At 63.4% G+C, this 25,368-nt stretch carries 24 protein-coding genes; 15 read left to right on the top strand and 9 right to left on the bottom strand.

Translation table 11 applies throughout. From position 1 onward, the window contains the following. Positions 1-37 precede the first annotated feature (37 nt). The 3 genes from choV to FJW07_RS21585 all read right to left on the bottom strand — a co-directional run bounded on the left by choV (position 38) and on the right by FJW07_RS21585 (position 3,208). Complete coding sequence (gene choV, locus FJW07_RS21575; protein ID WP_140858708.1) at positions 38-1,219, bottom strand: choline ABC transporter ATP-binding protein; 1,182 nt, start codon at positions 1,217-1,219, stop codon at positions 38-40. Next, positions 1,216-2,070 carry a choline ABC transporter permease subunit gene (gene choW / locus FJW07_RS21580; protein ID WP_140645726.1) on the bottom strand — a complete coding sequence of 285 codons (855 nt, stop codon included), beginning with the start codon at positions 2,068-2,070 and terminating at the stop codon, positions 1,216-1,218. The genes choV and choW overlap by 4 nt, the downstream gene beginning before the upstream one ends. Positions 2,071-2,272: 202 nt before the next feature. Beyond that, positions 2,273-3,208 carry a choline ABC transporter substrate-binding protein gene (locus FJW07_RS21585; protein WP_140645725.1) on the bottom strand — a complete coding sequence of 312 codons (936 nt, stop codon included), beginning with the start codon at positions 3,206-3,208 and terminating at the stop codon, positions 2,273-2,275. On the opposite strand from FJW07_RS21585, the gene FJW07_RS21590 reads away from it, so the two are divergent. The 8 genes from FJW07_RS21590 (at position 3,207) to FJW07_RS21625 (ending at position 13,152) form a co-directional block, all read left to right on the top strand. Beyond that, entirely contained in the window at positions 3,207-3,449 is a 243-nt protein-coding gene (locus FJW07_RS21590; RefSeq protein WP_140645724.1) for a hypothetical protein, read from the top strand. The genes FJW07_RS21585 and FJW07_RS21590 overlap by 2 nt on opposite strands. Before the next feature lie 8 nt (positions 3,450-3,457). Then, a complete protein-coding gene (locus tag FJW07_RS21595) occupies positions 3,458-4,069 on the top strand; it encodes a thymidine kinase (protein WP_140858709.1) in 612 nt (203 codons plus the stop codon). Positions 4,070-4,397: 328 nt separating this feature from the next. Further along, positions 4,398-5,486, top strand: coding sequence for a hypothetical protein (locus FJW07_RS21600; RefSeq protein ID WP_140858710.1), 1,089 nt, complete (start codon positions 4,398-4,400; stop codon positions 5,484-5,486). A gap of 34 nt (positions 5,487-5,520) precedes the next feature. Then, positions 5,521-6,666 carry a hypothetical protein gene (locus tag FJW07_RS21605; protein WP_140858711.1) on the top strand — a complete coding sequence of 382 codons (1,146 nt, stop codon included), beginning with the start codon at positions 5,521-5,523 and terminating at the stop codon, positions 6,664-6,666. A 23-nt stretch (positions 6,667-6,689) separates the two neighbouring features. Continuing rightward, on the top strand, positions 6,690-8,600 hold the full coding sequence (locus FJW07_RS21610) for an ATP-binding protein (RefSeq protein ID WP_140858712.1): 1,911 nt from the start codon (positions 6,690-6,692) through the stop codon (positions 8,598-8,600). Beyond that, positions 8,593-9,927 (top strand): DUF6638 family protein, encoded by a 1,335-nt coding sequence (locus FJW07_RS21615; RefSeq protein WP_140858713.1) that lies wholly within the window; start codon positions 8,593-8,595, stop codon positions 9,925-9,927. The genes FJW07_RS21610 and FJW07_RS21615 overlap by 8 nt, the downstream gene beginning before the upstream one ends. A 102-nt stretch (positions 9,928-10,029) precedes the next feature. Continuing rightward, on the top strand, positions 10,030-11,154 hold the full coding sequence (locus FJW07_RS21620) for a DUF2333 family protein (protein ID WP_140653296.1): 1,125 nt from the start codon (positions 10,030-10,032) through the stop codon (positions 11,152-11,154). A 318-nt stretch (positions 11,155-11,472) separates the two neighbouring features. Further along, a complete protein-coding gene (locus FJW07_RS21625) occupies positions 11,473-13,152 on the top strand; it encodes a formate--tetrahydrofolate ligase (protein WP_140858714.1) in 1,680 nt (559 codons plus the stop codon). A gap of 67 nt (positions 13,153-13,219) precedes the next feature. Here the strand turns inward: FJW07_RS21625 and FJW07_RS21630 are convergent, their stop codons facing one another. The 3 genes from FJW07_RS21630 to FJW07_RS21640 form a co-directional block, all read right to left on the bottom strand. After that, positions 13,220-14,533, bottom strand: a complete 1,314-nt coding sequence (locus FJW07_RS21630; protein WP_140703980.1) for a hypothetical protein — start codon at positions 14,531-14,533, stop codon at positions 13,220-13,222. A 15-nt stretch (positions 14,534-14,548) separates the two neighbouring features. Next, the gene (locus tag FJW07_RS21635; RefSeq protein WP_181175265.1) at positions 14,549-14,740 is read right to left on the bottom strand and encodes a hypothetical protein; all 192 of its coding nucleotides are present in this window, start codon (positions 14,738-14,740) and stop codon (positions 14,549-14,551) included. A 184-nt stretch (positions 14,741-14,924) separates the two neighbouring features. Further along, positions 14,925-15,566 (bottom strand): cysteine hydrolase family protein, encoded by a 642-nt coding sequence (locus tag FJW07_RS21640; RefSeq protein WP_140858715.1) that lies wholly within the window; start codon positions 15,564-15,566, stop codon positions 14,925-14,927. Positions 15,567-15,690: 124 nt separating this feature from the next. Here FJW07_RS21640 and FJW07_RS21645 point away from each other — a divergent pair, with 124 nt between their 5' ends. Beyond that, complete coding sequence (locus tag FJW07_RS21645) at positions 15,691-16,680, top strand: helix-turn-helix domain-containing protein (RefSeq protein ID WP_140858716.1); 990 nt, start codon at positions 15,691-15,693, stop codon at positions 16,678-16,680. A gap of 57 nt (positions 16,681-16,737) precedes the next feature. Here FJW07_RS21645 and FJW07_RS21650 read toward each other — a convergent pair whose 3' ends face one another. Beyond that, the gene (locus tag FJW07_RS21650) at positions 16,738-17,298 is read right to left on the bottom strand and encodes a cytochrome b/b6 domain-containing protein (protein ID WP_140858717.1); all 561 of its coding nucleotides are present in this window, start codon (positions 17,296-17,298) and stop codon (positions 16,738-16,740) included. Between the two features lie 5 nt (positions 17,299-17,303). Continuing rightward, on the bottom strand, positions 17,304-17,570 hold the full coding sequence (locus FJW07_RS21655) for a PepSY domain-containing protein (RefSeq protein WP_140653284.1): 267 nt from the start codon (positions 17,568-17,570) through the stop codon (positions 17,304-17,306). 188 nt (positions 17,571-17,758) lie between these two features. Here FJW07_RS21655 and FJW07_RS21660 point away from each other — a divergent pair, with 188 nt between their 5' ends. Together FJW07_RS21660 and FJW07_RS21665 are read left to right on the top strand one after the other, a co-directional pair. Beyond that, entirely contained in the window at positions 17,759-18,418 is a 660-nt protein-coding gene (locus tag FJW07_RS21660) for a response regulator transcription factor (protein WP_140858718.1), read from the top strand. Between the two features lie 56 nt (positions 18,419-18,474). Beyond that, complete coding sequence (locus FJW07_RS21665) at positions 18,475-19,794, top strand: ATP-binding protein (protein ID WP_246680840.1); 1,320 nt, start codon at positions 18,475-18,477, stop codon at positions 19,792-19,794. A 34-nt stretch (positions 19,795-19,828) separates the two neighbouring features. On the opposite strand, the gene FJW07_RS21670 is transcribed toward FJW07_RS21665, so the two are convergent. Then, the gene (locus FJW07_RS21670; RefSeq protein WP_140653278.1) at positions 19,829-20,386 is read right to left on the bottom strand and encodes a sugar O-acetyltransferase; all 558 of its coding nucleotides are present in this window, start codon (positions 20,384-20,386) and stop codon (positions 19,829-19,831) included. 145 nt (positions 20,387-20,531) lie between these two features. On the opposite strand from FJW07_RS21670, the gene FJW07_RS21675 reads away from it, so the two are divergent. The 4 genes from FJW07_RS21675 (at position 20,532) to FJW07_RS21690 (ending at position 24,917) form a co-directional block, all read left to right on the top strand. Next, positions 20,532-20,993, top strand: a complete 462-nt coding sequence (locus FJW07_RS21675) for a DUF4126 domain-containing protein (protein WP_140858720.1) — start codon at positions 20,532-20,534, stop codon at positions 20,991-20,993. After that, positions 20,990-22,366, top strand: a complete 1,377-nt coding sequence (locus tag FJW07_RS21680) for an FAD-containing oxidoreductase (RefSeq protein WP_140858721.1) — start codon at positions 20,990-20,992, stop codon at positions 22,364-22,366. The genes FJW07_RS21675 and FJW07_RS21680 overlap by 4 nt, the downstream gene beginning before the upstream one ends. A 185-nt stretch (positions 22,367-22,551) precedes the next feature. After that, on the top strand, positions 22,552-23,724 hold the full coding sequence (locus FJW07_RS21685) for an MFS transporter (RefSeq protein WP_140858722.1): 1,173 nt from the start codon (positions 22,552-22,554) through the stop codon (positions 23,722-23,724). A gap of 137 nt (positions 23,725-23,861) precedes the next feature. Then, positions 23,862-24,917, top strand: coding sequence for a succinylglutamate desuccinylase/aspartoacylase family protein (locus FJW07_RS21690; RefSeq protein ID WP_140858723.1), 1,056 nt, complete (start codon positions 23,862-23,864; stop codon positions 24,915-24,917). Positions 24,918-25,368: the final 451 nt, after the last annotated feature.

Below are 25,368 nucleotides of genomic sequence, written 5' to 3' on the forward strand. Positions count from 1 at the left end.
GCGCCCGGACCGGAGACCCGGGCGCCTTCGAAGAAGCCTATCGCCGCAGCACCGCGCTCAGCACGTCGCGGATGCCGATCGCGCCGACGAAGCGCGAGCCTTCATCGAACAGCGCCACCGGCGCCGTCTGCGAGCGGTGCATGGCGAGCATCACCGTCTTCAGCGGCGTGCCGGGATTGGCCCAGAACACCTGGGCCCCCTCCTCCGGCTGACCCTCGACATCGGCGCAGGAGACCCATATCGCCGGCTTGCCGTCGCGTTCGGCCGCGGCCACCAGGCCGTGGTCGTCGATCTTGAAGCGCGTCGTCTTGCGCCGGTCGAGCCACACCCAGCCGTTCTCGCCCTGTTCGAGATCGCGGCGATCGCGCATCACATTCCATGCCGTCAGCACCGAGAGCGGATTCACATTGGCGATGAAGTCGCGGACATAGTCGTTGGCGGGCCTAAGCACGATGTCCTCCGGCGCGCCGGTCTGGACGATGCGGCCGCCTTCCATGATCGTGATGTGGCTGCCGATCTTCAGCGCCTCCTCGAGGTCGTGGCTGACGAAGATGATGGTCTTCTTCAGCTCGGCCTGCAGTTGCAGCAACTCATCCTGCAGCTTGGTGCGGATCAGCGGGTCGAGCGCCGAGAACGGCTCGTCCATCAACAGGATCGGCGCCTCGGTGGCGAAGGCGCGCGCAAGACCGACGCGCTGCTGCATGCCGCCCGAAAGCTCATGGGCATATTTCTTCGACCATTGGTCGAGATGGACCAGCTGCAGCTGCTTCTGCACGCGCGCCTTGCGTTCCGCCTCCGGCACGCCGGCAAGCTCGAGGCCGAAGCCGACATTTTCCTCGACCGTGCGCCATGGCAGCAGGCCGAACTGCTGGAACACCATGGCCACCTGCTTCTGGCGCAACCGCCGCAAGGTCGCCTCGTCGCATGTGACGACATCGACCGTGCGGTCGCCGTCCTTGACCAGCACCTGGCCTCGCGACACCACATTGAGCCGGTTGACGGCCCGCAGCAGCGTCGACTTGCCGGAGCCGGACAGGCCCATCAGCACCGAGATCTCGCCTTCATGCACGGTGAGGCTAGCGCCGGCACAACCCAGCACGTTACCGGTCTTTTCCAGGATCTCGGCGCGCGTAGCTCCCTTGTCGATCATCGCCAGCGAACCTGCCTGATCGGCGCCGAAGACGATGTCCACATTCTTGAAATCAACCGCGACGGTCATTTCTTGCCTCCAACGCCGATACGGGTCATGCGGTCGAGCACGATGGCGAGCACGACGATGGCGAGGCCCGCCTCAAGCCCGAGATCGATGCGGCGCGAGCCGAGCGCGCGGTTGATTTCGGTGCCGAGGCCGCCGGCGCCGATCAGGGCGGCGAACACCACCATCGACAGCGACAGCATGATCGATTGCGTCAGGCCCGCCATGATGGTCGGCAGCGCCGACGGCAGCTCCACCTTCCACAGAAGCTGGCGCTTGGTGGCGCCGAACGCCTCGCCCGCTTCGACGATCGCCTTGGGCACTGAAACCACGCCGAGATGCGTGAGGCGCACGGCTGTCGGGATGACGAAGATGATGGTGACGATGAGGCCGGGTGCGTTGCCGAGGCCGAACAGCGTCAGCACCGGGATCAGGTAGACGAAGGTCGGCAGCGTCTGCATCAGGTCGAGCACCGGCAGCATGACCCGGTAGACCTTCGGCTTGTGCGCGGCCCAGATGCCGAGCGGCACGCCGATCGCCATGGCCATGGCGGCGGCCGCAACTACCAGCACCAGCGTCTGCACCGTCTGCTTCCACAGGTTCTGGTTGATGATGAAGATCAGACCCAGGAAGACGCCGATGGCGAGCGGCCGCGAACGCTGCAGCAGCCAGGCGATAATCGCGATGACCAGCGCCAGAAGCACGGGCGGGACCACCAGCAGCAGATCCACTGCCCCGTCGAGGATGAAGTTCAGCCCGTTTGAAAACGCCCGGAAGATGGTGTCGAAATTGTCGGTCAGGAAGCCGAAGAAGGCCTTGCCCCACGGCCCGATGGGGATTTTGTAGTCGGTCAGGAATTTCGAAATCGGATCCATCTTTCCCCTCTCGGCTTTGCCGCGCTTGCCGCACGGTCAGCTTCTCGCAGCTTAACGCATGTCACCCAAAAGTGTGCAGCGGTTTTGGGAAAATGGCATGCGTAAAACAGAGACTTAAAGCGCGATGCGCTTTAAGAAAAAAGGGCAGCCTTTTCTACCTGGCTGCCCTCTTCCGGATCATCGTTCCGGATTCAAAGCCGGCTCAGCCTCCGAGCGCGGTCTTGACGGCAGCGGCCGCGTCGCCGCCGTCGAAAGTGGTGACGCCGGCAATCCAGGGCGCGACCGCGTCAGGATGCTTCTTCAGCCAGTCCGTCGCCACCGTCTGGGCGTCGCCGCCCTTCAGGATCGCGTCCATCATCTCGCCTTCCATGTCGAGATTGAACTTCAGGTTGGCGATGAACTTGCCGGCGTTCGGGCATTCGGTGGTGTAGCCCTTGCGCACATTGGTATAGACGGTGGCGGCGCCGAAGCCGCTATCGCCCATGCCGTCGAGATAGGTGATCTTCATGGCGCCCATCACCGGATGCGGCGTCCAGCCGAGGAAGGCGATCCACTCGTTGTTCTTCATCGACTGCTCGGCCTGAGTCAGCATGCCGGCTTCGGACGACTCGACCAGTTCGAAGCCTTCGAGGTTGTCCTTCGGGTTCTTGATCATGTCGAGGATGATGCGGTTGCCGTCATTGCCGGCCTCGATGCCGTAGATCTTGCCGTTGAACTTGTCCTTGAACTTGCCGAGATCGGTCAGTGTCTTGACGCCGGCATCCGCGACATAGGTCGGCACGACGATGCCGTAGCCTGCACCGGTCAAGTTGGTGCTGATCGTCTCGACCGACCCGTCGGCGGTGTAGTCCTTGATGTCGTTGGTCATCGACGGCATCCAGTTGCCGAGGAAGACGTCGAGGTCCTTGTTCTTCAGCGAAGCCATGGTCACCGGCACCGAGAGCTGGATCACCTGCGGCTCATAACCGAGCGCGGTGAGCAGCACCGAGGCCAGCCCCGTCGTGGCCTGGATGTCGGTCCAGCCGACATCGGAGAGCCGAACCGCCTTGCAGCTCGCAGGATCGCCGGCATAAGCGGCGGTCGTGGACAGAAGCGCCGCGAGGCCGAGGCCTGCGACGAAAGATTTCATACGCGACATGAACTTTCTCCCATTGCAATTCTTGAGGCAAAGCGAAGTCACGGTTCTTGCGCCCGCCTTGTTTCGTCAGCCAAACACCATTTTGATGTTGTTTCAAGCGGTTCAACATCACGATGAACGGCGCGCGCTGGTCATTAAGCGACATGACACCCTTTTGAGCGACATGGAGTTTTTGAACGGCAGGGAGTTTTTGGTGGACGGAGCCGGTGCCCTCTCCCCGCGCGGCGGCAAGTCGGCTTAAAAGCACCTATGGCCAAGCTTTATTTCCACTACGCGACGATGAACGCCGGCAAGACGACCATGCTTTTGCAGGCATCCTACAACTATCGCGAACGCGGCATGTCGACGATGCTGTTGGTCGCCGGCCATTACTGCAAGGGCGACACCGGATTGATCTCGTCGCGCATCGGCCTCGAATCCGAGGCCGAGATGTTCCGCGGCGGCGACGACCTCTATGCCAGGGTCGCCGAGCACCACCGGCATGCCCCGGTGCATTGCATCTTCGTCGATGAGGCGCAGTTCCTCGAGGAGGAGCAGGTCTGGCAGCTCGCCCGCATCGCCGACCGGCTGAATATTCCGGTCATGTGCTACGGCCTGCGCACCGATTTCCAGGGCAATCTCTTCTCCGGCTCGCGAGTGCTGCTCGCCATCGCCGACGACCTGCGCGAGGTGCGCACCATCTGCCGTTGCGGGCGCAAGGCGACGATGGTCGTGCGGCTGGGTCCCGAAGGCAAGGTGGCGAAACAGGGCGATCAGGTGGCGATCGGCAAGGATGTCTACGTCTCGCTCTGCCGCCGGCATTGGGAAGAGGAGATGGGCCGCGCCGCGCCCGACGACTTCATCGGCTTTGTGAGCGGCTGAGCCGGAAGGCTGCCTAGAGCCGGATGTCGTCCGAAAACCGCTTCAAGCCTTGACCGGCGCCGGCGAAACGGGCATCGCCGCTGCAAGATATTTGCCGGCGCTGTTTCATGGCCGTTCGCAAAAACAAGACCTTAAGGCATATCAGCCAAAGCTGTTCGATGATGGTGCGCGTTACTAGGCACCATGCGCATGCTTGCCTTGCCTTTCAAGGATCCAACCAATTCTTTTGTTTCGACGCTTCTCCTTGTCTTCCTTCTTTCAATCCCTTGAAGCCCCACATATATTCGCCGCCACGACACGGAAACGGATGCCGAAGCGGGAGGCCCCAATGGCGACATTGCAGAATTTCGATGCCGAAATTGCCAAGACCAAGCAGGTCGTGCAGGACATGCGCACCAAGATCGAGCAGTCCGGCACCGTGCTCGACACGCTCGCCCAGGCCGACAAGAAGATCGGCGACGCCAATTTCGACATCGAGAACGCCCGCATCGAGGACGTGCTCAAGCAACAGAAGGTCATGGAAGGCAACATCGCCGATCTGATCATCGGGCTGGAGGACGCCACCAATGTCTTCGGCGCCGAATTCGAAAGCATGAAGAACTACACCGGCTGGGAAAACTTCGTCGGTGTCTTTTCGGCGCAGCGCAAGCAGCGCATGCGCACCGACCGCGTCCGCAACATGTCGCTCGCCGGCAATCTGCAGGAGCTGCTGGCAAAGTCGGACACCATCGTCGGCATCCTGAAGGCGCAGAAGCAGGTCCTCGACCAGCGCTACAAGACCTCCGAAGCCAGCCTTTCGCAGGTTATCGAGCGCCGCAAGGTGACGATGACCAATCTTGAAGCGGTGCAGAAGCGCATCGAGGAATTGAACCCGATGCTGCTCGACATCGAAAACAAGATCGCCTCCTCCACGACCCAGAAGGAGCGCACCGAGCTTGAGGGCGAGCGCTCGAAAATGGCGACCGAATACAATGAAAAGCAGGCCAAGGAGCAGGAGCTGCTGGCCGAAAGCCAGACGCTGGAGCGCTACACCTCGATGTTCCAGACCTTCGTCGATTCACTCAACAACCAGATCGCCGCGCAGTCGACGCTGATCAACAAGCTGACCATCGACACCGAACAACGCATCGTCCTCTACAAGGCCTTGGAGGATTCGCTGAAGACCGCCGCCCAGCAGGACGTCGCCCACAAGATCAACACGCTGGGCAGCCAGGTCGATAACACCGCCGAGGAGACGATGGCCGGCATCGGCGCCGCCTCGCAGAAGCACATCGGCGACCTCTTGGAGATGCACGAGAAGAACATGGTCGCCAGCGCCGACATCCAGCGCCGCAAGAAGCTCGCCGACGATGCCTTCGCCCGCCGCTTCGACGATGTGATGAAGAAGCACAATTCGGCAAACTACGTGCAGTCGTAGGCGGCGCCGCTGACTTCATTTCCACGGCAGCCACATGACACCTGAAAACGACGCGGCGGCACGCTATTTCTCCGCCATCACGGCGGCGCTGAGCGGGCTGGAAGTATTCATGCGCGACGACCGCTCGCCGCTTTACCGGCACGGCATCGTCGCCAGGATCGTCGCGGAGTATATCGCGCGGCTGGACAAGTCCTTTGCCTGCTGGCGCAACCGGCTGGGCTTCATGGACACGTTCCGCATTTCGCGCGCCGACAGCGGCTATCCCGTTTTCCAGAACCTGCTCGAGCTGGAAAACGACCGCCAGCAGGCCGATGCCCGCCTGGCCAACATCCCGCAGGCTGGCGAACTGCGCGAGGAGATGGCCGACTTCATCCTGCGCCACAAGGAGTTTCCCGAGGCGCTGCAGAAATCGATGGCCGAGCGGCTCTATCTGGAGGACGTCAAGAGCGAGGCGACCTTCGGTCCGTTTACCCTGGCGCAGACGGCCAAGGTCTCGGTCAACCCGAAGACCATGCGGCCTTATTATCTCGTCCACTGGGCGACGTTCGACGGCAGCGCCAACCTGCCGCTGGTCTATATGGTGACGGTGGAGGATTCTTCCGAAAACATGGTGCGCCAGCTGGTCGACAGCAACGGCAAGCTCAACGAGAAGGTCGATATCCCGCTTCCCGTCGACGGCCTGCTCAACCCGGAGCTTGCGCACCGCTTCGACGATTTCACCGAGAAGAACTCGGCCTATACGCTCTCGCCGGCGACGATCGCGGTCAATCTCGACAAGGATTTCGAGCCGCTGCATCCCAAGCAGCTGCGGCGCGTGGTGCTGGGACCCTTCTACTCGGCCGGCATCACCGACAACAATTCGACAGTGACCGAGGTGCTGGCCAAGGTGCGCAAGCCGGAAAACGCCTGGCTGCTTACCTGGACCATCCAGGAGGTCTTCTCCAAGGCCGAGAAACCCGGCCGCAAGGGCCTGTTCTCCAGCGAGAAGACAACGCAGGAATTCTTCATCAACACCGACGACCTCGAAGCGGCGCGCCAGGGCGTGTCGAGCTACGAGAACCACGCGCTGATTCCGCACGAGGCCTACCAGGCGCTCTACGCCGCGGGCGAAGCGCAAAAGATCTTTTCCGGCTACAAGGTCCATATCCTGTCCAACGGACAGGTCATCAGCGATGTATGACGTCAAACCGCGGAGCATCCTTCATGGACACCGGCCTGACAACGATCTCGGAAGCCGCAATCGAAAAGCACCGCGCGACCGCGCAGAGCTTCATCACCCGCATCGTCGTGCTGGAGGACCCCTCGCGCGAATCCGGCACCGCGCTTGCCGGCACCAACCGACGCTTCGTCTCGACCGTGTCGGTCGGTTCGGTGCGCCGCACGCGCGAGGTCGAGCTGTCGAAGACGGTCGCGGCCATCCATCCCGACGACCAGTTGATGAGCATCCCGCAGCACACGCTGCTCTACCGCGCCCGCCGCGGCCTGGCGATTGCGCTCGCCATATCCGACGTCTTCGCCGAAGGCTCCGACCTCGAAAGCCTGCAGGCAAGGAACGTCCGCGCGCCACTCGAAGGCGACGAAGCCGCGAGGTTCAAAAAACTTCTGTCGGCGTCGGCTTACGTATCGGCCTTCAGCTTCGCTTCCTACCTGTTCCAGCTGATCGACAGCGACGGCGAGGCGCCGAACGACAGCCCCGAACCCGACTTCCTGTTCGACACCCCGCAGGACGCGGTGAAGTCGATCGTCGCCGGCCTCGACAAGGCGATCGCCGGCTCGAAGGACGATGCGGACCTGATGACGCGGGCGCGGGCCTTTTCCCGGGTCGCCATCGACGGGCTCTTGGCGCGCAAGAGCCGCTTCGACGGCATCGGCCCATTCGAGAACGCGCATATCCGCATCGATGTCGACGATTTCACCCTCGACGGCTTCGACGTCGCGCCCGGCAAGCGCGCCAAGCCGCTGGTGATGACCTTCAAGAAGCCGGAAGAGGTCGTCGGCAACCACATCGCCAAATACCAGTCGGTCAAACTTGCCAAGATGCTGATGGCCTATGATTTCGAGCGCGAGCTCAATCCCTTCGTCGAGCTTGGCGGCTTCCTCTTCACCTTCATCGGCGACGGCGCGCCGGGCACCGGCAAGACGACGCTGATCCAGATGATCGCCGGCCTCGTCAATGGCTACTGTCAGGTCGCAGGCTATCCTTTTGCTTACGAGAATTTCGGCGTCGACCAGATCTCGTCCTATCAGGGCAAGTCCGGCCAGAACTGCCGCCAGTTCATCAACAACGTGCTCAATCCGCGCGTCATCGGCTTCGGCACCATCGACGACATCGACCAGGTGGCGGCGCGCCGTTCCGACGACCGCGCCTCGGCCGGCCAGCAGGAGATCACCGGCGTGCTGATGGACGCCTTCGCCGGCGCCTCGACGGTCGTGCGCGGCAACTGCTCCTTCGGCATGTTTTCCAACTATCCGGAAAATGTCGACGATGCGCTGCGCCAGCGCGCCGGCGCCCGATGGCTGGTCGACGGCCCGCAGACCCGCGACGACTATATCGACATCTTCGTGCTGCTTGCCGGCAAGAACCACAAGATCCCGCTCGGCGAGCACGAGCTCTATGCCGCGCAGGAGATCCAGCGTGCGGTGAGCGAGGCCTATGAAGAGCATGAGAAGCCGCGGGAAGACGGGCTGATGAAGGTCTATGAGCGCTACATGAAGGAGAACGGCGCGCCCAAGACCATGGCCGATGTCGGCACCTACCTGCATATGATCAAGGACGCCGAGCCGCGCTTCACCGGCCGCGCGATCAAGAACGTCACCGATGCCATCAAGATGCGCGCCATGGATATCGAGCTGCCGGACGACTGGTTCGAGAAGCCGGAAGCCTTCATGCACAAGAGCTACGACGACAAGAAGGCGATGATCGAGGAACTGCGCGGACCATTCTCGATGGACATGGTCATGCAGGAGATCAACCGCTACGCCGATTCCGAGTTCCGTTATTCCGACAAGTCCGACGATGCCGCGGTGGAGAAGCTCCTGCGCGACGCAAGGCTGCGCGAGCGGGCGGCGCGCGAGATGGAGGAATTGAAGAAGAAGGGCTCGTGGAATGCGTAAGCCTTCGCCGGCGGCGGCTGCGCCGCCCGCCGCCAAAAAGCCCGATCTTCTGCGCGACAACGAGCTGATCTACGGCCGCTTGCTCACCATCGACGAGCCGCACCTCATCCAGCGCTACAACAAGGCGCTTGCCGCCTTCGGCCTCGAGCCCACCAAGCTCGCAAGCTTCCAGATCGACCGCACCGGCTTCTCGCCGGAGATCGCCGAGGAATGCGGCGACTATGACTATCTCGACCCCAACGAGGTCAACCGCCGCTTCATCATCCTGACGCCGTCGCAGATCGACCTGCCGGTGGTGCATACCGCCTTCTCCAACACCTCGCAGCTGATGTTCGAGTTCATGTCGAAGAACCAGCGCGCCATCGACGCGTTGACCATCAAGGACGTGATCTACGGCGAGATCGAGGACTCGGTTCCCAAGGTCAACGACATCGAGGACCTGCTGTCGATCAACCAGGTCGAGTTCAAGGTACTCTCGGCCGAGGACGTGCTCGGCAAGGCGGCCGAGCTCGGCAAGCTGGTCGACCGGCTGAAGCAGGAGCCCGACGCCTGGCGCGACAACGCCATGCTCCAGCGCATGGTCGATCTTGCCAAGGTCTGCGGCGACATCCGCGAGAACGCGCTGGTGCCGGACCAGGTTATCTTCCGTCACAACGCCTACTGGACCAGCCATTTCGGCGGGCTCTACGTCTTCGTCGACCCCGATATGACGACGGTGATCAGCGATCCAGCCGCCCCCGGCTTCCGCCGCTCGCGCCCCTGGCAGGTAAGCTATCTGTCGATCAACGACGCCGACAAGGTGTTCCGCTTCCTGGCCGCCACCGGCCGGCTCGACCTGCCGCGCGCCTCATGGATCGAGGCTTCCGGCTATCTCGAGCATCGCGCAGAAATGGTCGTGCGCGCACTGATCCGCGACGCCGAGCCCAACCGCAATCTGACCGATGTCGACAAGGTGTGGCTGCAGACCTGGATCCACGGCCATGCCGATCTGATCGCCCAGGACGGGAACTTTCCCTTCCTCAATGCCGCCAAGCGCGAAATCGCCCAGTTCGGCCATCTCAAGATCGAGGATGTGCCGCCGCGCCAGCGATTCCTGGTCGTGCGCGCCAAGCCCGACCATCCCGATGCCTGGCTGACCAACCAGTTGATCTCGGATTTCGTGCCGCAGGACTTCGTTTCGCGTTACGTCTTCAACAAGCCGGGTTTCTACAAGGACTATGACGGCTTCAGCGACGCCTGGAGAAGCCATGTTGTGGACGTTCTGAAAACCACATATTTGAAGGAAAAGGCGGCGTTCCGCGCGCGCCTTTACGGCCTGACTGACTAGAGCGAAATGAGCCGTCATTTCGTTCTAACTTGTTGTTTTGGCGCATGATGTTATCCAAAAAGTCTGCAACTTTTTGGCATCATGCTAGGGGGTGCCACAGCTATGCTCGACCCGATCGTGAACTTCTTCACCCAGATATTCCAGTGGATCGGCCGCGGCATCGGCTTCGTCATCGGCGTCATCCTGTGGCCATTCATGTGGGTCGGCCGCTGGTACGGGCAACGCGGCTGGATTCTGAAGGCCGTGGTCGGTCTTGCCCTCCTGGTGCTGATCGGCCTCTACGCCAATTTCTTCTACGCTACCCAGTGGTGGAACAATTTCAACCCGAACTATCCCGACACCTACACGTTCGAGAAGCGGAACGTGTCGGCGGGCGAGCAGGTTTCGGCCGGCAGCGGCACCGATACGGCCAAGACCTGCGGCAACTCCGCCATCGCCCAGGTTGCCGCCGATCTGACGGACTTCAACGTCAACCAGAATGCCTGGATCTCGTCGATGATCCTCTACAAGCTCGGCCTATTCGGCATCGATTGGGACAACACGCCCTGGATGGACAACAAGGCGTCCTTCCAGCGCGGCATCAACCAGGCGGTGCGGCGCACCGCGACCGAGCTTGCCGACAATCTCGGCCGCGTGCGCACGACCTCGCAGATCGACGCCGACCTGCAGGACGCGCGCGGCAATCTGCAGTTCGACGAATACACCTGGTATTTCGGCCTGAACCCGTTCGGCCCCAAGACGCCGACGCCGAGCTATTATCGCGACGCTGTGCGCAAGCTGCGCTCCTTCAACGCCCGTCTCGCCACCTGCCAGGCGACCTTCGACGCCCGCGCCGACAATCTGAAGCAATATATCGACCGCATCGCTTCGGACATCGGCTCGACCTCGGCCATCCTGAAGGAACGCGCCGAAAACCACAACAATGGCTGGTTCGATACCCGCGCCGACGACCGCTTCTGGTTCGCTTATGGCCAGCTCTACGCCTATTACGGCCTGATGAGGGGCGCCCAGGCCGACTTCGAGGATGTGATCAAGGAAAAGCACCTGCAGAATCTGTGGGACACGATGGACCAGCAATTCGTCTCGGCGCTGCGCATCCAGCCCTTCATCATCGCCAATGGCCGCGAGGATGGCTGGCTCCTGCCGACGCATCTGACGACGATGGGTTTCTACATCCTGCGGGTGCGCTCCAACATGGTCGAGATCAGCAACGTGCTGACGCAGTAGCAGCCTCTTCGGCCAAGACAGGGATGGTGGATTTGCGCCGTCGCTTCTGTCGCTTTTCGCGTATTCAGCGGCTGTTTTGAGACGGCGGAACGGCCTTCGCTCTGGCTTCTATACGCCGCAAACGACTGGGGTCGAAGACCCGAACAGGGTCGCACCGGGAACAGCAATATTCTTTCTTTACAGGAAACATAGTTGCATGAAAGTTGACGCCCAGGCAGCGACAGGGTTAGAAAACACCCTTGCGCCCGTGCGGCGTTCCAAACATGCACAATTGATCAAAACAGTCCCTTCCAACGCCCAATCCAGAGGAAAGCCGTCATGGCCGAAGTGAAGTCCGACATCGAGATCGCGCGCGCCGCCAAGAAAAAACAAATCCAGGAGATCGGCGCCAAGATCGGCATTCCGACCGAACACCTTCTGCCCTACGGCCACGACAAGGCAAAAATCTCGGCCGAGTTCATCAAGTCGGTCAAGGGCAACAAGGACGGCAAGCTGATCCTGGTCACCGCCATCAACCCGACGCCGGCCGGCGAAGGCAAGACCACCACCACCGTCGGCCTCGGCGACGGCCTGAACCGCATCGGCAAGAAGGCGATCATCTGCATCCGCGAAGCCTCGCTCGGCCCGAATTTCGGCGTCAAGGGCGGCGCCGCCGGCGGCGGCTACGCGCAGGTCGTGCCGATGGAGGACATGAACCTCCATTTCACCGGCGACTTCCACGCCATCACCACCGCGCACAATCTGCTCTCGGCGCTGATCGACAACCACATCTACTGGGGCAACGAACTCGGCATCGACACCCGCCGCGTCGCCTGGCGCCGCGTCATGGACATGAACGACCGGGCGCTGCGCGAGATCATCTGCTCGCTCGGCGGCGTCGCCAACGGCTATCCGCGCGAAGCCGGCTTCGACATCACTGTCGCCTCGGAAGTGATGGCGATCCTGTGCCTGGCCACCGACCTCAAGGACCTTGAGAAGCGCCTCGGCGACATCATCGTCGCCTACCGCCGCGACAAATCGCCGGTCTATGCCCGCGACCTCAAGGCCGACGGCGCCATGGCGGTGCTGTTGAAGGACGCCATGCAGCCCAACCTGGTGCAGACGCTGGAGAACAACCCGGCCTTCGTGCATGGCGGCCCGTTCGCCAACATCGCGCATGGCTGCAACTCCGTCGTCGCCACCACGACGGCGCTCAAGCTCGCCGACTATGTCGTCACCGAAGCCGGCTTCGGCGCGGACCTCGGCGCGGAAAAGTTCTTCGACATCAAATGCCGCAAGGCGGGCCTGAAGCCGTCCGCTGCGGTCATCGTCGCGACCGTGCGCGCCATGAAGATGAATGGCGGCGTCAAGAAGGAAGACCTCGGCAAGGAAGACATCGAGGCGGTCAAGAAGGGCTGCGCCAATCTCGGCCGTCACATCGAGAACATCCGCCAGTTCGGCGTGCCGGCTGTGGTTGCCATCAACCACTTCTATTCCGACACCGAGGCCGAGATCCAGGCGATGAAGGACTATGTCGCCTCGATGGGCGAAGAGGCGATCCTGTGCAAGCACTGGGCCAACGGTTCGGCCGGCATCGAAGACCTTGCTAACAAGGTGGTGGCGCTCGCCGAATCCGGCGCCTCCCAGTTCGCGCCGCTCTATCCCGACGCCATGCCGCTGTTCGAGAAGATCAACACCATCGTCCAGCGTATCTATCGCGGCTCGGAAGCGATCGCCGACAAGTCGGTGCGCGATCAGCTCAAGGCGTGGGAAGAAGCCGGCTACGGCAATCTGCCGGTCTGCATGGCCAAGACTCAGTATTCCTTCTCGACCGACCCGAACCTGCGCGGCGCGCCGACTGGCCACACCGTGCCGGTGCGCGAGGTCAGGCTCTCGGCCGGCGCCGGCTTCGTCGTCATCATCTGCGGCGAGGTCATGACCATGCCCGGCCTGCCCAAGGCGCCGTCTTCGGAAAAGATCTTCTTGAACGAGGCCGGCCAGATCGAGGGCCTGTTCTAAAACTTCGTTCGAATTGAACGACCAAGGGCGCCGCCTCATCGCGGCGCCCTTTTTGTTTCGCCGGCCTTCATGCCACCGTGGGCGAGCCGAACTTCTTGATGCCGGCGACCGACATCGAGACGAACTGGTCGAGGATGGCGAAGAAGATATCGAGGCTGAAGCCGAACAAGAAAGCGAAGGTGAACAGGCTGAATCCTATGCCGGTCACCTCGCCGCCGAGCTTGGTCCCCGGCGCCATGAACCAGGCGAGGATCATGCCGGCAAGCCCGCCGAGCGCGATGCGGTGAATGAGCCGGGACAGCGACGGATTGGGCAAAAGCGGGTTCAGGATCATGCGCATGTGGAACATGATGCCGCCAAGCGCGCCGTAAAGCGCGGGCAGGATCCACAGCGCATAGGGGCTGAGGACCTCGCTGAGCGTCTTGGCCTGCAGTGTCAGCGTCGAAATCGAATTCGGCGTGATGGTGATGACGCCTTCGCACTGCAGATCGCGCGTCGCCTCATCGAAATCGGCGTTCACATCTTCGGCCTGGCCGGCGATGCCGGTGGCGCTTACGGCTTGCGTGCCGCCTTCGGTATTGCCGTTGTTCTTGCAATCGAAATCCGACTGCTTGAGCGGCTGGCTGTTCCCGGCCCCGCTTTGCTGTTGCGCCAGCGCGATTTGCTGACCGCAGAACTGATCTATGGCCATCTGCCGGGGGTTGGAGAAATCGATTGGCGCGCCCGCCTTGGCCGACGAAGCCGAAAGCTTGCAATAGGCCCATTGCATGCCCCAGAGCGGGAATGGCGCTTCCTGTGTCATGAATCCCTGCGCCCGCACCAGCAGCGAGGAAAAACGTTGATCGAGCGAATGCAGGCTGTCGACGGAATTGTAGTAAGCATCCTTGAGAAGCGTCAGATCGGTCGCCGACGCCTGCTGGGCGGCGGCCGAGCTCAATTGCTTCTTCGTCGCCCAGACCTGCCGGATCGACTGTCCGAACCGGGCGCTGAAATCGTTGTTATCGATCTCCTGCAGTTCCGCATTGATCGAAACGCCCCTGTTGTAGACATAGGTCAGCTTGCCGATGATGATCATCATCGTCACCGACAGGGCGATCAGAAAATAGGTTGCCAGCGCGGTCCGCCGCGACATGTCGCCGGGCGACCAGCCGGTGCGGAGCGCGGCCAGCGTGGAAAACGGCACGGTGTTGGAGCAGTCGTTGAACACTGTCTGAAGCTTGACGACCTCGGGCTGGCTTGCGGTCGCGTCATTGAGCTTTTCCGCATCGCCGATGGCGGCGAAGAGGGCGCTGTCCTTGAACACGCCGTAGCGGCCGTAGCCGGCAACCAGCTTTGCGTCGGCGAGCAACCCTGAGACAAGAGGATCGTGGGACGTCGTCATCGCTTCCCCCGACGACTAGCCCAGATAGCCCGGCACGAAGCCATATTGCGACGGGCATCCGCAGGGATAGCCGGGCGGTCCGGGCGGCTGCGCCCAGCACCAGAAGAATTGGGTGAAGCAGATCGTCCCCGGCGCATGCGGCGGGACTTGCGCAAGAGCGGGCCATGGCAGCAGCGCCGCGCCGACGGCGAGGGCCAGGACGACCATGGTTCGTGCAACGCGCGCCTTCAATCCAGCCCCCAAAAAGCCAACCGCGCTTACTCACATGCGCGGTGACTTTCCGAAAATACCGGAGCGACGTCCGTGAAATGGCTCACGCTCTGCTGGATAGTTGGCGCGCCAAGAAGGCGCCGCATCCAGGCGGCGCCTTGCCGTTCGAAAGCGGTTCAAGCTAGGCGGCATTACGCTGCAAGGCACGCTGGTTCGATGCATAGATCGTGTCGCGCTCAGGCAGGGCGCCGGTCTTCAGGCAATCGATCCACTCGGCGGTCTTCAGCACCGCGGCGAAGCGCGACTGCAAGACGACGCTCACCACCCGGTGGATGTCCTCGGCCGATGCATAGCCGGCGCTGTTGGCATAGGGCACCGAGCCGCTGGCATCGGAAAGGAACTCGACGGCAAAGCCCATATGAACAGCGTGGATGATGGTCGACAGATCGCAATTGTGGGTCATGTAACCGACGACCGCGATCGTATCGATGGCGTTGGCGCGCAGCCAGGCTTCGAGATCCGTGCCGGTGAAGGCCGAAGGCAGCGTCTTTTCGACATAGTGGTCGCGGCCGCGCCTGGCGATCTCGGGATGCAGCTCGCCGCCATGGCTGCCCTTGGCGAAGATCGGCGAGGTCTCGGGCGCCATCTGCCTGACGACGACGATCTTGATGCCGGCCGCCGCGGCGGCATCCATGGCGCGCGCAACATTGGCGACCGTCTCGGTGAATGGCGGATGTTGGATGGCGAGATTGCCGCCATTGTAGTCGTTCTGAACATCGACGACGACAAGCGCGCGGCGTGGCTGGGTGGCTGGAGCTGACATGGCGGTTCCTTTCGATCGTGTTGATGGGTCAAAGCTAGTCGGCTGGTTCGGCTCCAGAAAGTGGCCCGATTGACATCATTCGAAAGAATTGGGACATTCGACTCTCAACGGAACGATATTTGTCATGAAGAACCCGATCATCGCCGCCGTCGCCTTCGACGGCATCAGCCCATTTCATCTCTCCGTGCCGTGCCTGGTGTTCGGCGCGGACCGCACCAAGCTCGGGCTGCCGCGCTTCGACTTCCGCGTCTGCGCGATGGAGGAGGGACCCATTCATACCGATGCCGGGCTGAGCATCCTGGTGCCGCATGGACTTTCGGCGCTCGACGAGGCCGACATCGTCATCATTCCGAGCTGGAAGGATCTCGAGGCTCCGCTGGCCGCGCCGTTCAAGGATGCGCTGCGACGCGCGCATCGGCGCGGCGCGCTGATCGTCGGCTTGTGCCTCGGCACCTTCGCCATTGCCGGCGCCGGATTGCTGGCCGGGCGCAAGGCGACCACCCATTGGGCTTATACCGACCGGTTGCAGGCGCTGCATCCCGATCTCGCGATCGACGCGGACGTGCTCTATGTCGACGACGGCGACATCATCACGTCGGCCGGCGTCGCCGCCGGGCTAGACTGTTGCCTGCACATCGTGCGCGCCCGCTATGGCGCGGAGGCCGCCCTTCGGCTTGCCCGCCATGTTGTGCTCTCCCCGCACCGCCAAGGCGGACAGGCACAGTTCATCGAGCGTCCGCTTGCGCCGACGCCGAACGCGGACCGGTTCACGCGCGCTCTCGACCAGGTGCGGGCAACGCTCGGCGAAACGCACTGTCTCGACAGCGTCGCCGATAGGGCTGGCCTCACGCGCCGCACCTTCACCCGCCGCTTCCAGAACTCGATCGGCACCAGTTTCGGCGACTGGCTCGCCGACCAGCGCGTGGCACTTGCGCAAAGGCTGCTGGAGCAGACGGACAAATCGATGGACATGGTGGCCTTCGAAGCGGGCTTCGGCAGCGCCACGTCGCTGCGCCAGCATTTCGCCGCACGGCTCGGAACCTCGCCGATGCGGTACAGGCGCGAGTTTTCGGGTCGGGTCGATCAGGACGAGCACATGAAGCACGCGTCTTGAGAACAGCAAAGGGCACCACGTCGACGCGGCGCCCCTTGCATTCCCCAGTCTCATTCTTCAGGCAACGTCTTGCGGCGATGGCGCGCGCTTCCGGCCGGTGACCATCGCCCGAACCAGGTTCTCGCCATGGCGCAGGCTTGCCAGAACCACGCCGCCGACATGAAGGCCGATCAGCACCAGGATACCATTGCCCAGAACCTTGTGCGTGTCCTCAACCCAGGCAACGCCCCACCAGGCGTCGGCGGTCTGCATCCATCCGGTCAGCGCAATTCCCGCGATGCAAATCACAAGCGCCAGCACCATGGCGCCGCCAGCAGGGTTGTGCCCGAGATATCGCCTCTCACGGCCATGCGCCACGTCGGCGAGATACGATCGCACCATGCGCGGTCCGCGCACGAATTGATCGAAGCGCGTATACCCGGACCCGGCCAGCCCCGCGATCAGGCGCGAGGCGATCAGGACTCCGGCGCAATAGCCGGCCAGTTCGTGCACCTTCATGATTTCCCCGGAAGAAAGCCACGCCACGGCAATGCACAGAACCAGCGACCAGTGGAAGAGGCGAACATAGGAGCTCCAGACCCTGACCGAGGTTTCCCGTGTCGAAACGGTGGCGTTCATGGCGATCAACCGTCGTCGGAATCGGCGCCGACCGACTCCAGCGTCTTGGGATTGAACACGCCTTCCAGCCTCTTGCCGCTGGCGTCGACCGCCTTGGCTTCATAGCAGCCGTTTTCGGTCTTGATGCTGCGGACCTTCCAGCCCTCTCCTTCCAGCTTCTTCTGCAATGCCTCGCGCGGCTGCCACTGGTCGGTCGGCACGTTGCATCGGTCTGCTGCGAAGGCCGGCGCGGCCAGGCCCAGCGCCAGCGCGGTCAGCACGATTGTTCTCATATCGGTTTCTCCATCGGTTGATTCCGATGCCGAAAAACCTGCGACCGAAAGCTGACAGCAGCCTGAACGCCGGCCGGTTCTTGCAAATGCCGCACTTGGAGAGCAGACGCGCCGATTGATGGGACTGGCGTTCAGGCTACTGTCAGTATCGTTCTGCATGGGACGGATGGTTAGGCTGCGGAGGCGGCGTGCGTGTTCTGTTGATCGAGGATGATCGCGTGCTGGGTGAAGCCGTGCGCGACCACGTGGCCGCCGATGGCCATGCCGTCGATTGGAGCGGCACACTTGAGGAAGCCCGTGAGCATTTGCGTGTCGTGACGTATCAGCTGATGCTGCTCGATCTGCATTTGCCGGACGGCAAGGGCCTGGAATTCCTCAAGGTTTTCCGCCGCGACGGCCACCGCACTCCGGTCATAATCCTCACTGCTCGCGATCAGCTCTCGGACAGGATAGACGGGTTGAATTCCGGTGCGGACGATTATCTGGTCAAGCCATTCGATCTGGGCGAATTGTCCGCCCGCCTGGCGGCGGTGGCGCGCCGCTATGTCGGGAACCCCAACCCGCTCATCCGGATCGGGCCGGTCGAGGTCGACACTGCCCATCGCCGCGTGCTGGTCGGCGGCAAGGAGATCCAGTTGACCGCCCGCGAATGGACCGTGCTGGAACAATTTCTCGGCCGGCCAGGCGTCACGGTCAGCAAGGGTCAGGTAGAGGACGCGCTTTACGCTTTTGGCGCCGAGGTGGAGAGCAATACCGTCGAGGTCTATGTGAGCCGCCTGCGCAGAAAACTCGGCCGCGACGTGATCTCGACCGTGAGGGGGCTTGGCTATCGCCTAGTGGCCCGATGAGCTGGCGATTCAGCCTTGTCGGACGGCTGGTCGCCTCGTTGATCATCGTAACCGTCATGTTTGGAGTTGTGGCAGCCGCCACCGGAACCTTCACGCTTCATCGCGAAATCAACGAGGCCATGGACAATTCGATGCAGGAGGCGGCCCGCAGGTTGCTGCCGCTCGTCATTGACGACCTCTTTGGACGCGAAACGCTTCAGCCTCCGCGCGAACTGGCGGAGGCCGTCTCGCAAGAAGATGGCCAACGGCTGATCTACCAGGTGCGGGACAGCCAGGGTCGGATAATGCTCCATTCCCACGGCGCGCCAGCCACTCCGCTGACGACCGGGCTCACGCGAGGCTTCTCGCAAGAGGCGGGATGGCGCGTCTACACCGAGCCGGCGGTAAGCGGCACCTTGTTCGTCCAGGTCGCCGAGAGCGACGAGCGCCGCAACGAAGAGACGTTGGAAGCCGCCGCCGGCTTCCTCGTGCCGATGATTGCCCTGACACCGCTCAGCGCGATACTTGCCTGGCTGACCCTGACACGGTTCATGCGCCCGATCGGAAAGCTGCGTGCCGACATCAGCGCCCGCGATGGCGACAATCTCGCCGCGATCGACACCGAGCATCTCCCCATCGAGCTCGCGGCAATCGCCAAGTCGGTCAACAGGCTGATGCGGCGGCTCCACATGGCAATGGAAGCCGAAAAGGAATTCACCGCCAACGCCGCCCACGAACTGCGCACTCCGATCGCCGGAGCGTTGGCCCAGGCCGAGCGGATGATCGCCGAGGCAACCGACGATGCGGGTATGAAGCGCCCGCGACAGATCAAGGCGGCGCTCGTCAGCCTGTCCAACCTTTCGGAGAAACTCATGCAACTGGCGCGCGCCGATGCCGGAATTGCCGCCGGAAAATCGGCTGATCTGGGCGCAGTGGTTGCGCTTGTGGTCGCGGATTTCGAACAGCATGCCGAGAACAAATCCCGGTTGAGCCTCGAAAGGCCGTCAAAAGGCACGGTGGAGGTGGCCATCGATCCCGACGCGCTGGCGATCGTGACGCGCAACCTGATCGAAAACGCCCTTCGACACGGCGCCCAGGGTCGAACGGTGGTGATACGGGTCGACGACAGCGCGGGGTTGAGCGTGATCAATGAAGGTCCCGTCGTGCCGGCGCCCGACAAGCTGCTGAGACGCTTCGAACGCGGAACGACGCCTTCTGGCGGCTCGGGTCTCGGCCTGGCGATCGTCGGCAAGATCCTACAGCAGATTGGCGCGGCACTGAGCCTGAATTCGCCGGCATCGGGCCGCGAAGACGGTTTCGAAGCGACGATCCGGTTTGCTTGCGCCACAGCAATTCCAGGAACCCTGCGCGACGGTTTTCCGTCAGGAAGCGCATAGAACAGCATACCGGAACGCTCGAACCGCAGTGCGCTCAGCGAGGCGCAACGCCTCGCGCCGGGTTGCCGACGACGGTGGTGTTCGCCGGCACGTCGCGCGTCACCACCGCACCCGCGCCAACGATGGCGCCCTCGCCTATGCTGACGCCGGCGAGGATGACCGCGCTGCCGCCGATCCAGGCATTGTCGCCGATCGTCACGGGCCTGGCGATCTCCAGTCCGGCCAGCCGGCCGGAGGCCTCGCGATGATGCTCGGCGCAGTAGATCTGCACATTGGGCCCAAGCAGCGATCCCTTGCCGATGCGCACCGGCGCGGTGTCCAGGATGGTGCAGGCGGCATTGAGGAAGACGCCATCGCCGAGGAACAGGTTGAAGCCATAGGCGCAATGGAACGGCGCCTCGATGCGAGCCCCCTCGCCCGCGCCGCCGAGCAGCGCCCGCAAGGCCGGAGCGATATTGCCGCGCCGCCGGGGCGGCAGGCCGTTGTGCTCGAACACCGCATCGCGCGCGGCAACGCGCAACGTCTCCAGCTCATCGTCGATGCAGGTGTACCATTCGCCCGCCGCCATCTTCATGCGTTCGCTTGTCGTCATGGTGGCACCTCCAGGTTTCGTCTGCTGCCAAAGCATAATCGCCAAAGCATAATCGATCGTCTGACAAAAGCCCCGTAGCCAAACGCTTGGCTTATGCTAGCCTGCCGTTGCGAGACTGTACGAGGGTCTCTTTGAGGGGGCGATCATGCTTTACATTCTTGCACTGCTGATAGGCGTCATTGCCGGCCTGCGCGCCATGACCGCGCCCGCCGCCGTCGCCTGGGGTTCCTATCTCGGCTGGCTCCCGGTCGCAGGCACCTGGGCGAGCTTCATGGGTCACTGGATTGCCGTCGGCATCTTCACCATCCTGGCAATCGTTGAGCTGGTCACCGATCAGCTGCCGTCGACACCGAGCCGGAAAGTGCCGCAGCAATTCGGCACCCGCATCGTGACCGGCGCCTTCTGCGGCGCAGTCATCGGCGCGACCGCCAGCGCCACCATCGGCGGCCTGGTCGCGGGCGCGATCGGCGCGGTGATCGGCACGCTGGGCGGCGCCGAAGCGCGCGGCCGGCTGGCCGCCGCCTTCGGCAAGGATCCGCCCGCCGCCTTCATCGAGGACGCGGTGGCGATCATCGGCGGGCTGCTCATCGTGGCGGCGGTCGCATGAGCGCAAAAAGCTTCGACGCCATCGTCATCGGCGCCGGCCAGGCCGGCCCGCCGCTTGTCGGCCGGCTCGAGGCCGCCGGCATGAAGGTCGCGCTGGTCGAGCGCAAGTTCATCGGCGGCACCTGCGTCAACACCGGCTGCATGCCGACCAAGACGATGGTGGCGAGCGCCTATGCCGCGCATCTCGCCCGCCGCGCCGCCGACTACGGTGTCGCGCTCTCGGGCCCCGTCGGCGTGGATTACGAGCGGATCAAGGCGCGCAAGGACAAGGTCACCAACGACGCCCGCGGCAATCTCGAAAAATGGATCGCCGGCATGAAGGGCTGCACGCTCTATCGCGGCCATGCGCGTTTCGAATCCGCCGACACCGTGCGCGTCGGCGACCAACTTCTGACCGCGCCAAAGATCTTCCTCAACACCGGCGGCCGCGCCTCGGTGCCCAACCTGCCCGGCGTCAACGACGTACCCTATCTCACCAATGCCTCGATGATGGACCTCGATGTGCTGCCCAGCCATCTGATCGTCGTCGGCGGCAGCTACATCTCGCTCGAATTCGCGCAGATGTTCCGCCGCTTCGGCTCCGAAGTCACGGTGATCGAGAAGGCGCCGCGGCTGACCGGCCGCGAGGACGAGGACACGTCCGCGGCCATCCTGTCCATCCTCGAAAACGAAGGCATCGCCGTTCATGTCGGCGCTGACGATATAAGCTTCGCCAAACAGGGCAGCGACATCGCCGTCACCTTCTCCGCCGATAAGCCGCCGGCCATCGGCTCACATGTGCTGCTGGCACTGGGGCGCGTTCCGAACACCGACGATCTCGGCCTCGACAAGGCCGGCGTCGCGGTCGATCAGCGCGGCTTCGTCGTCGTCGACGACCAGTTGCGCACCAATGTGCCCGGCATCTGGGCGATGGGCGACTGCAACGGCAAGGGCGCCTTCACCCATACCTCCTACAACGACTTCGAGATCGTCGCCGCCAACCTGCTCGACAACGATCCGCGAAAGGTCAGCGACCGCATCGAAGCCTATGCGCTCTATATCGATCCGCCGCTTGGGCGCTGCGGCATGACGGAAGCCGCCGTGAAGAAATCCGGCCGCCGCGCGCTGGTCGGACAGCGGCCGATGACGCGTGTCGGCCGCGCGGTCGAAAAAGGCGAGACGCAAGGCTTCATGAAGATCCTGGCCGATGCCGACACCGGCGAAATCCTCGGCTGCTCGGTGCTCGGACCGGGCGGCGACGAGGCTATCCACTGCGTGCTCGACCTCATGTATGCCAAGGCACCGATCTCGACGCTGGCGCGCGCCATGCACATCCACCCCACCGTCTCGGAGCTGCTGCCGACCATTGCCCAGGAGCTGAAGCCGCTGGCTTAGAGCAAGTCCAGGAAAAGTGCGAAGCGGTCAGGCTCGGCGACTTCGCCGTAGCCGTGAAACAAAGGTCTCTGAGCCCAGCCGGGCGCTCTTCCGTTTCTGCATTGCTGCGTTGCAACAATGGCGCTTGTGCGCCGGGCATATCCAGCGCCAGTCTAAATTTTGAACCGATTCAGTCCGGACATCCCATGCCGCTGCCGATCCTAGCGCTCGCCATTGCATCCTTCTGCATCGGCACCACCGAATTCGTCATCATGGGCCTGCTGCCGGAAGTCGCGGCCGACCTCGGCGTCTCGATCCCGTCCGCTGGCCTTCTGGTAACCGGCTATGCGCTGGGCGTCGTCTTCGGCGCGCCGATCGTCGCCATGGCAACCGCCCGCCTGCCACGCAAGCCGGTGCTTGTCGGCCTCGCCACCCTCTTTGTCATCGGTAACCTCTTCTGCGCCATCGCGCCGAACTACTGGCTGCTGATGGCGGCGCGCGTCTTCACCGCTTTCGGCCACGGCGCCTTCTTCGGCATCGGCTCCGTCGTTGCAGCGAGCCTCGCGCCGCGCAACAAGCGGGCGAGCGCGATTGCGCTGATGTTTGCCGGCCTGACGCTCTCCAACATCCTCGGCGTTCCCGCCGGCACGGCGCTCGGCGAAGCCTTCGGCTGGCGTGCGACTTTCCTCGCCGTCGTCGGCATCGGCCTCATCTCGGTCGCGGCCATCGCCTGGCTGGTGCCGTCGGATGTCGCCGAGCCCAGCGGCGGCGGCCTGGTCGGCGAGTTGCGCGTGCTCGGCAAGCTGCAGGTCTGGCTGGCGATGCTGATCGCCTCGCTCGCCTCCGCCAGCCTGTTCGCCGTCTTCACCTACATCAAGCCTTACCTCACCGACGTCTCCGGCCTGTCGACGGCGACCGTCACCTGGGTGCTGCTCTTGTTCGGTGCCGGCATGACCATCGGCAACATCATCGGCGGCAGGCTGGCGGACTGGAAGCTGATGCCGACGGTGATCGCCACGCTGCTCGCCATGGCCCTGCTCTTCGTCGTCTTTACCGAGCTCGGCGCCATCGCAAGCGTGGCTGTCGCCATCGTCTTCCTGTGGGGCATGCTGATCTTCATCGTCGTGCCGCCTTTGCAGATACGCGTCGTCGAAGCGGCTGCCGAAGGACCGAACCTTGCCGCCACGCTCAACCAGGGCGCCTTCAATGTCGGCAATGCCGGCGGCGCCTGGATCGGCGGCCTCGCCATCTCCTGGGGCGTATCCTACGCCAACCTGCCGCTGGTGGGCGCGGGGCTCGCGCTTCTGGCCGTCGCCGTGGCCGTGCTGTCGCAGGCGCTCGACCGCCGCACGGTCCTGCAGCCACAACCGGCTGAATAAGGCTCGGCGTCTTCGCCGTAGCAAGGCTTGGCGTCTTCGCCGTAGCCACCCTGCCCCGACAGCACGGCCCGGCTGGACCACTCGACAGCCCGATTGCAAAAATGCATGGGTGAAACCTCTTCACGCGGAGGTATCCCATGCAGAAGACGATCGAGCGCATCGCCGGCGACAGCGAGGGTGTCGCTTACGAATTTCCGGTCCTGCGCTTCGAGGGCAAGGACAAGGCGGCTCCTTCCGCCTATCTGCAGGCGGCGCTGCATGCCGGCGAGCTGCCGGGCGTCGTCGCCGTCGACGCGCTGATGCCGATGCTGGCCAAGGCGGAGGCCGAGGGCCGCATCAAGGGTCCGATCACCATCGTGCCCTGGGCCAATCCGATCGGCCGCGCGCAATATCATTTCGGCGAGCATCAGGGCCGCTTCAATCTCGGCACCCGGACCAACTTCAACCGCTCCTTTCCGTTGCTTGCCGCGCCCGACGCCAGGCTGTTGCCCGATGTCAGCCTCGGCGGCGCCGATCGCCGGCTGAAGAACCGGCTCGTCCAGTTCTCCCTCGGCAACGACATCGTCCTTGACCTCCACTGCGACGACGAAGGCCTTGCCTATCTCTACATCCACACCAGCCTGTGGCCGCATATGGCCGACTGCGCGGCCGCCATGGGCGCCGAAGCCGTCCTGCTGTGGAGTGAGGACAACACCGGCACCTTCGAAAGCGCCTCGATCATGCCCTATCAGAACGTGCCAGCGAGCGTCGCGCGCTTCGACCGCCGCGCCGTCACCACGGTCGAATATCGCGGCATACTCGACGTCGATGGCGCCCTGGCCGCGGCCGATGCGACAGGACTCTACCGACTGCTGGTGACGCGGGGCGTCGTTCGGGACCCGTCCGTACCGAAATTCGAGAAATTTTCCGGCCCTGTCGTACCGCTGGAAAACATCGACATGATGCCTTCGCCCAGGGCCGGCGCGATCCTCTACGACGTCAAGCCCGGCGACCGCGTCAAGAAAGGCGACAGGCTGGCGACGATCGTCCATGCGCCCGGCGAGGCTGGCGGCCGCACGGAAGTGTTTGCCCCGCAATCAGGCTTCATCCTGACCCGCCGCGCGCGCCGCATCATCCGCGCCGGCGAGGATCTTCTGAAGCTCGCCGGCGACACCAGGAGCAGCGACGCGCGCTCCGGCACGCTGGAAGACTGAGGGTCTCATCCATCGATGAGCGCCTCGGATCAGAGGCCGCGCAGGCTCTCCAGATGTGCACATGGACATGGTCGCCGGCGGCGACGGGCGCCGTCGCCGGCAGATCAAATTCATAGTTGCTGAGCCTAAGCACGATCCCTCACCGGTCCCGCCGCGCTGAATGGTTGCTCGCCTGTCTCGACCGGACCGCGCGAGATATCGAAACCGGGCTCCCGCTCTCTCGCGCCGCGCACGAAGGTGGCAGGCGATCTGCGTCGTCCGGTGAGTTTCCCGATTCCGCTTGCCGATCCAGTCATTCGCCGCTAAGGGAGTCGCCATGAACATGCGTTCGAACAAGACCGTTTGGTGGTGGGCTCGCTGACAGCGGCCTGTTCGTGCGTGTGCGCGTGAAAGTAGAGGGTGGCCGCAACGGAATGTCCGGGCGGCCATTTGTTTTTTAAAGCCATTCCCG

This window comes from Mesorhizobium sp. B3-1-9 (genome assembly GCF_006439595.1).
Taxonomy (GTDB): domain Bacteria; phylum Pseudomonadota; class Alphaproteobacteria; order Rhizobiales; family Rhizobiaceae; genus Mesorhizobium.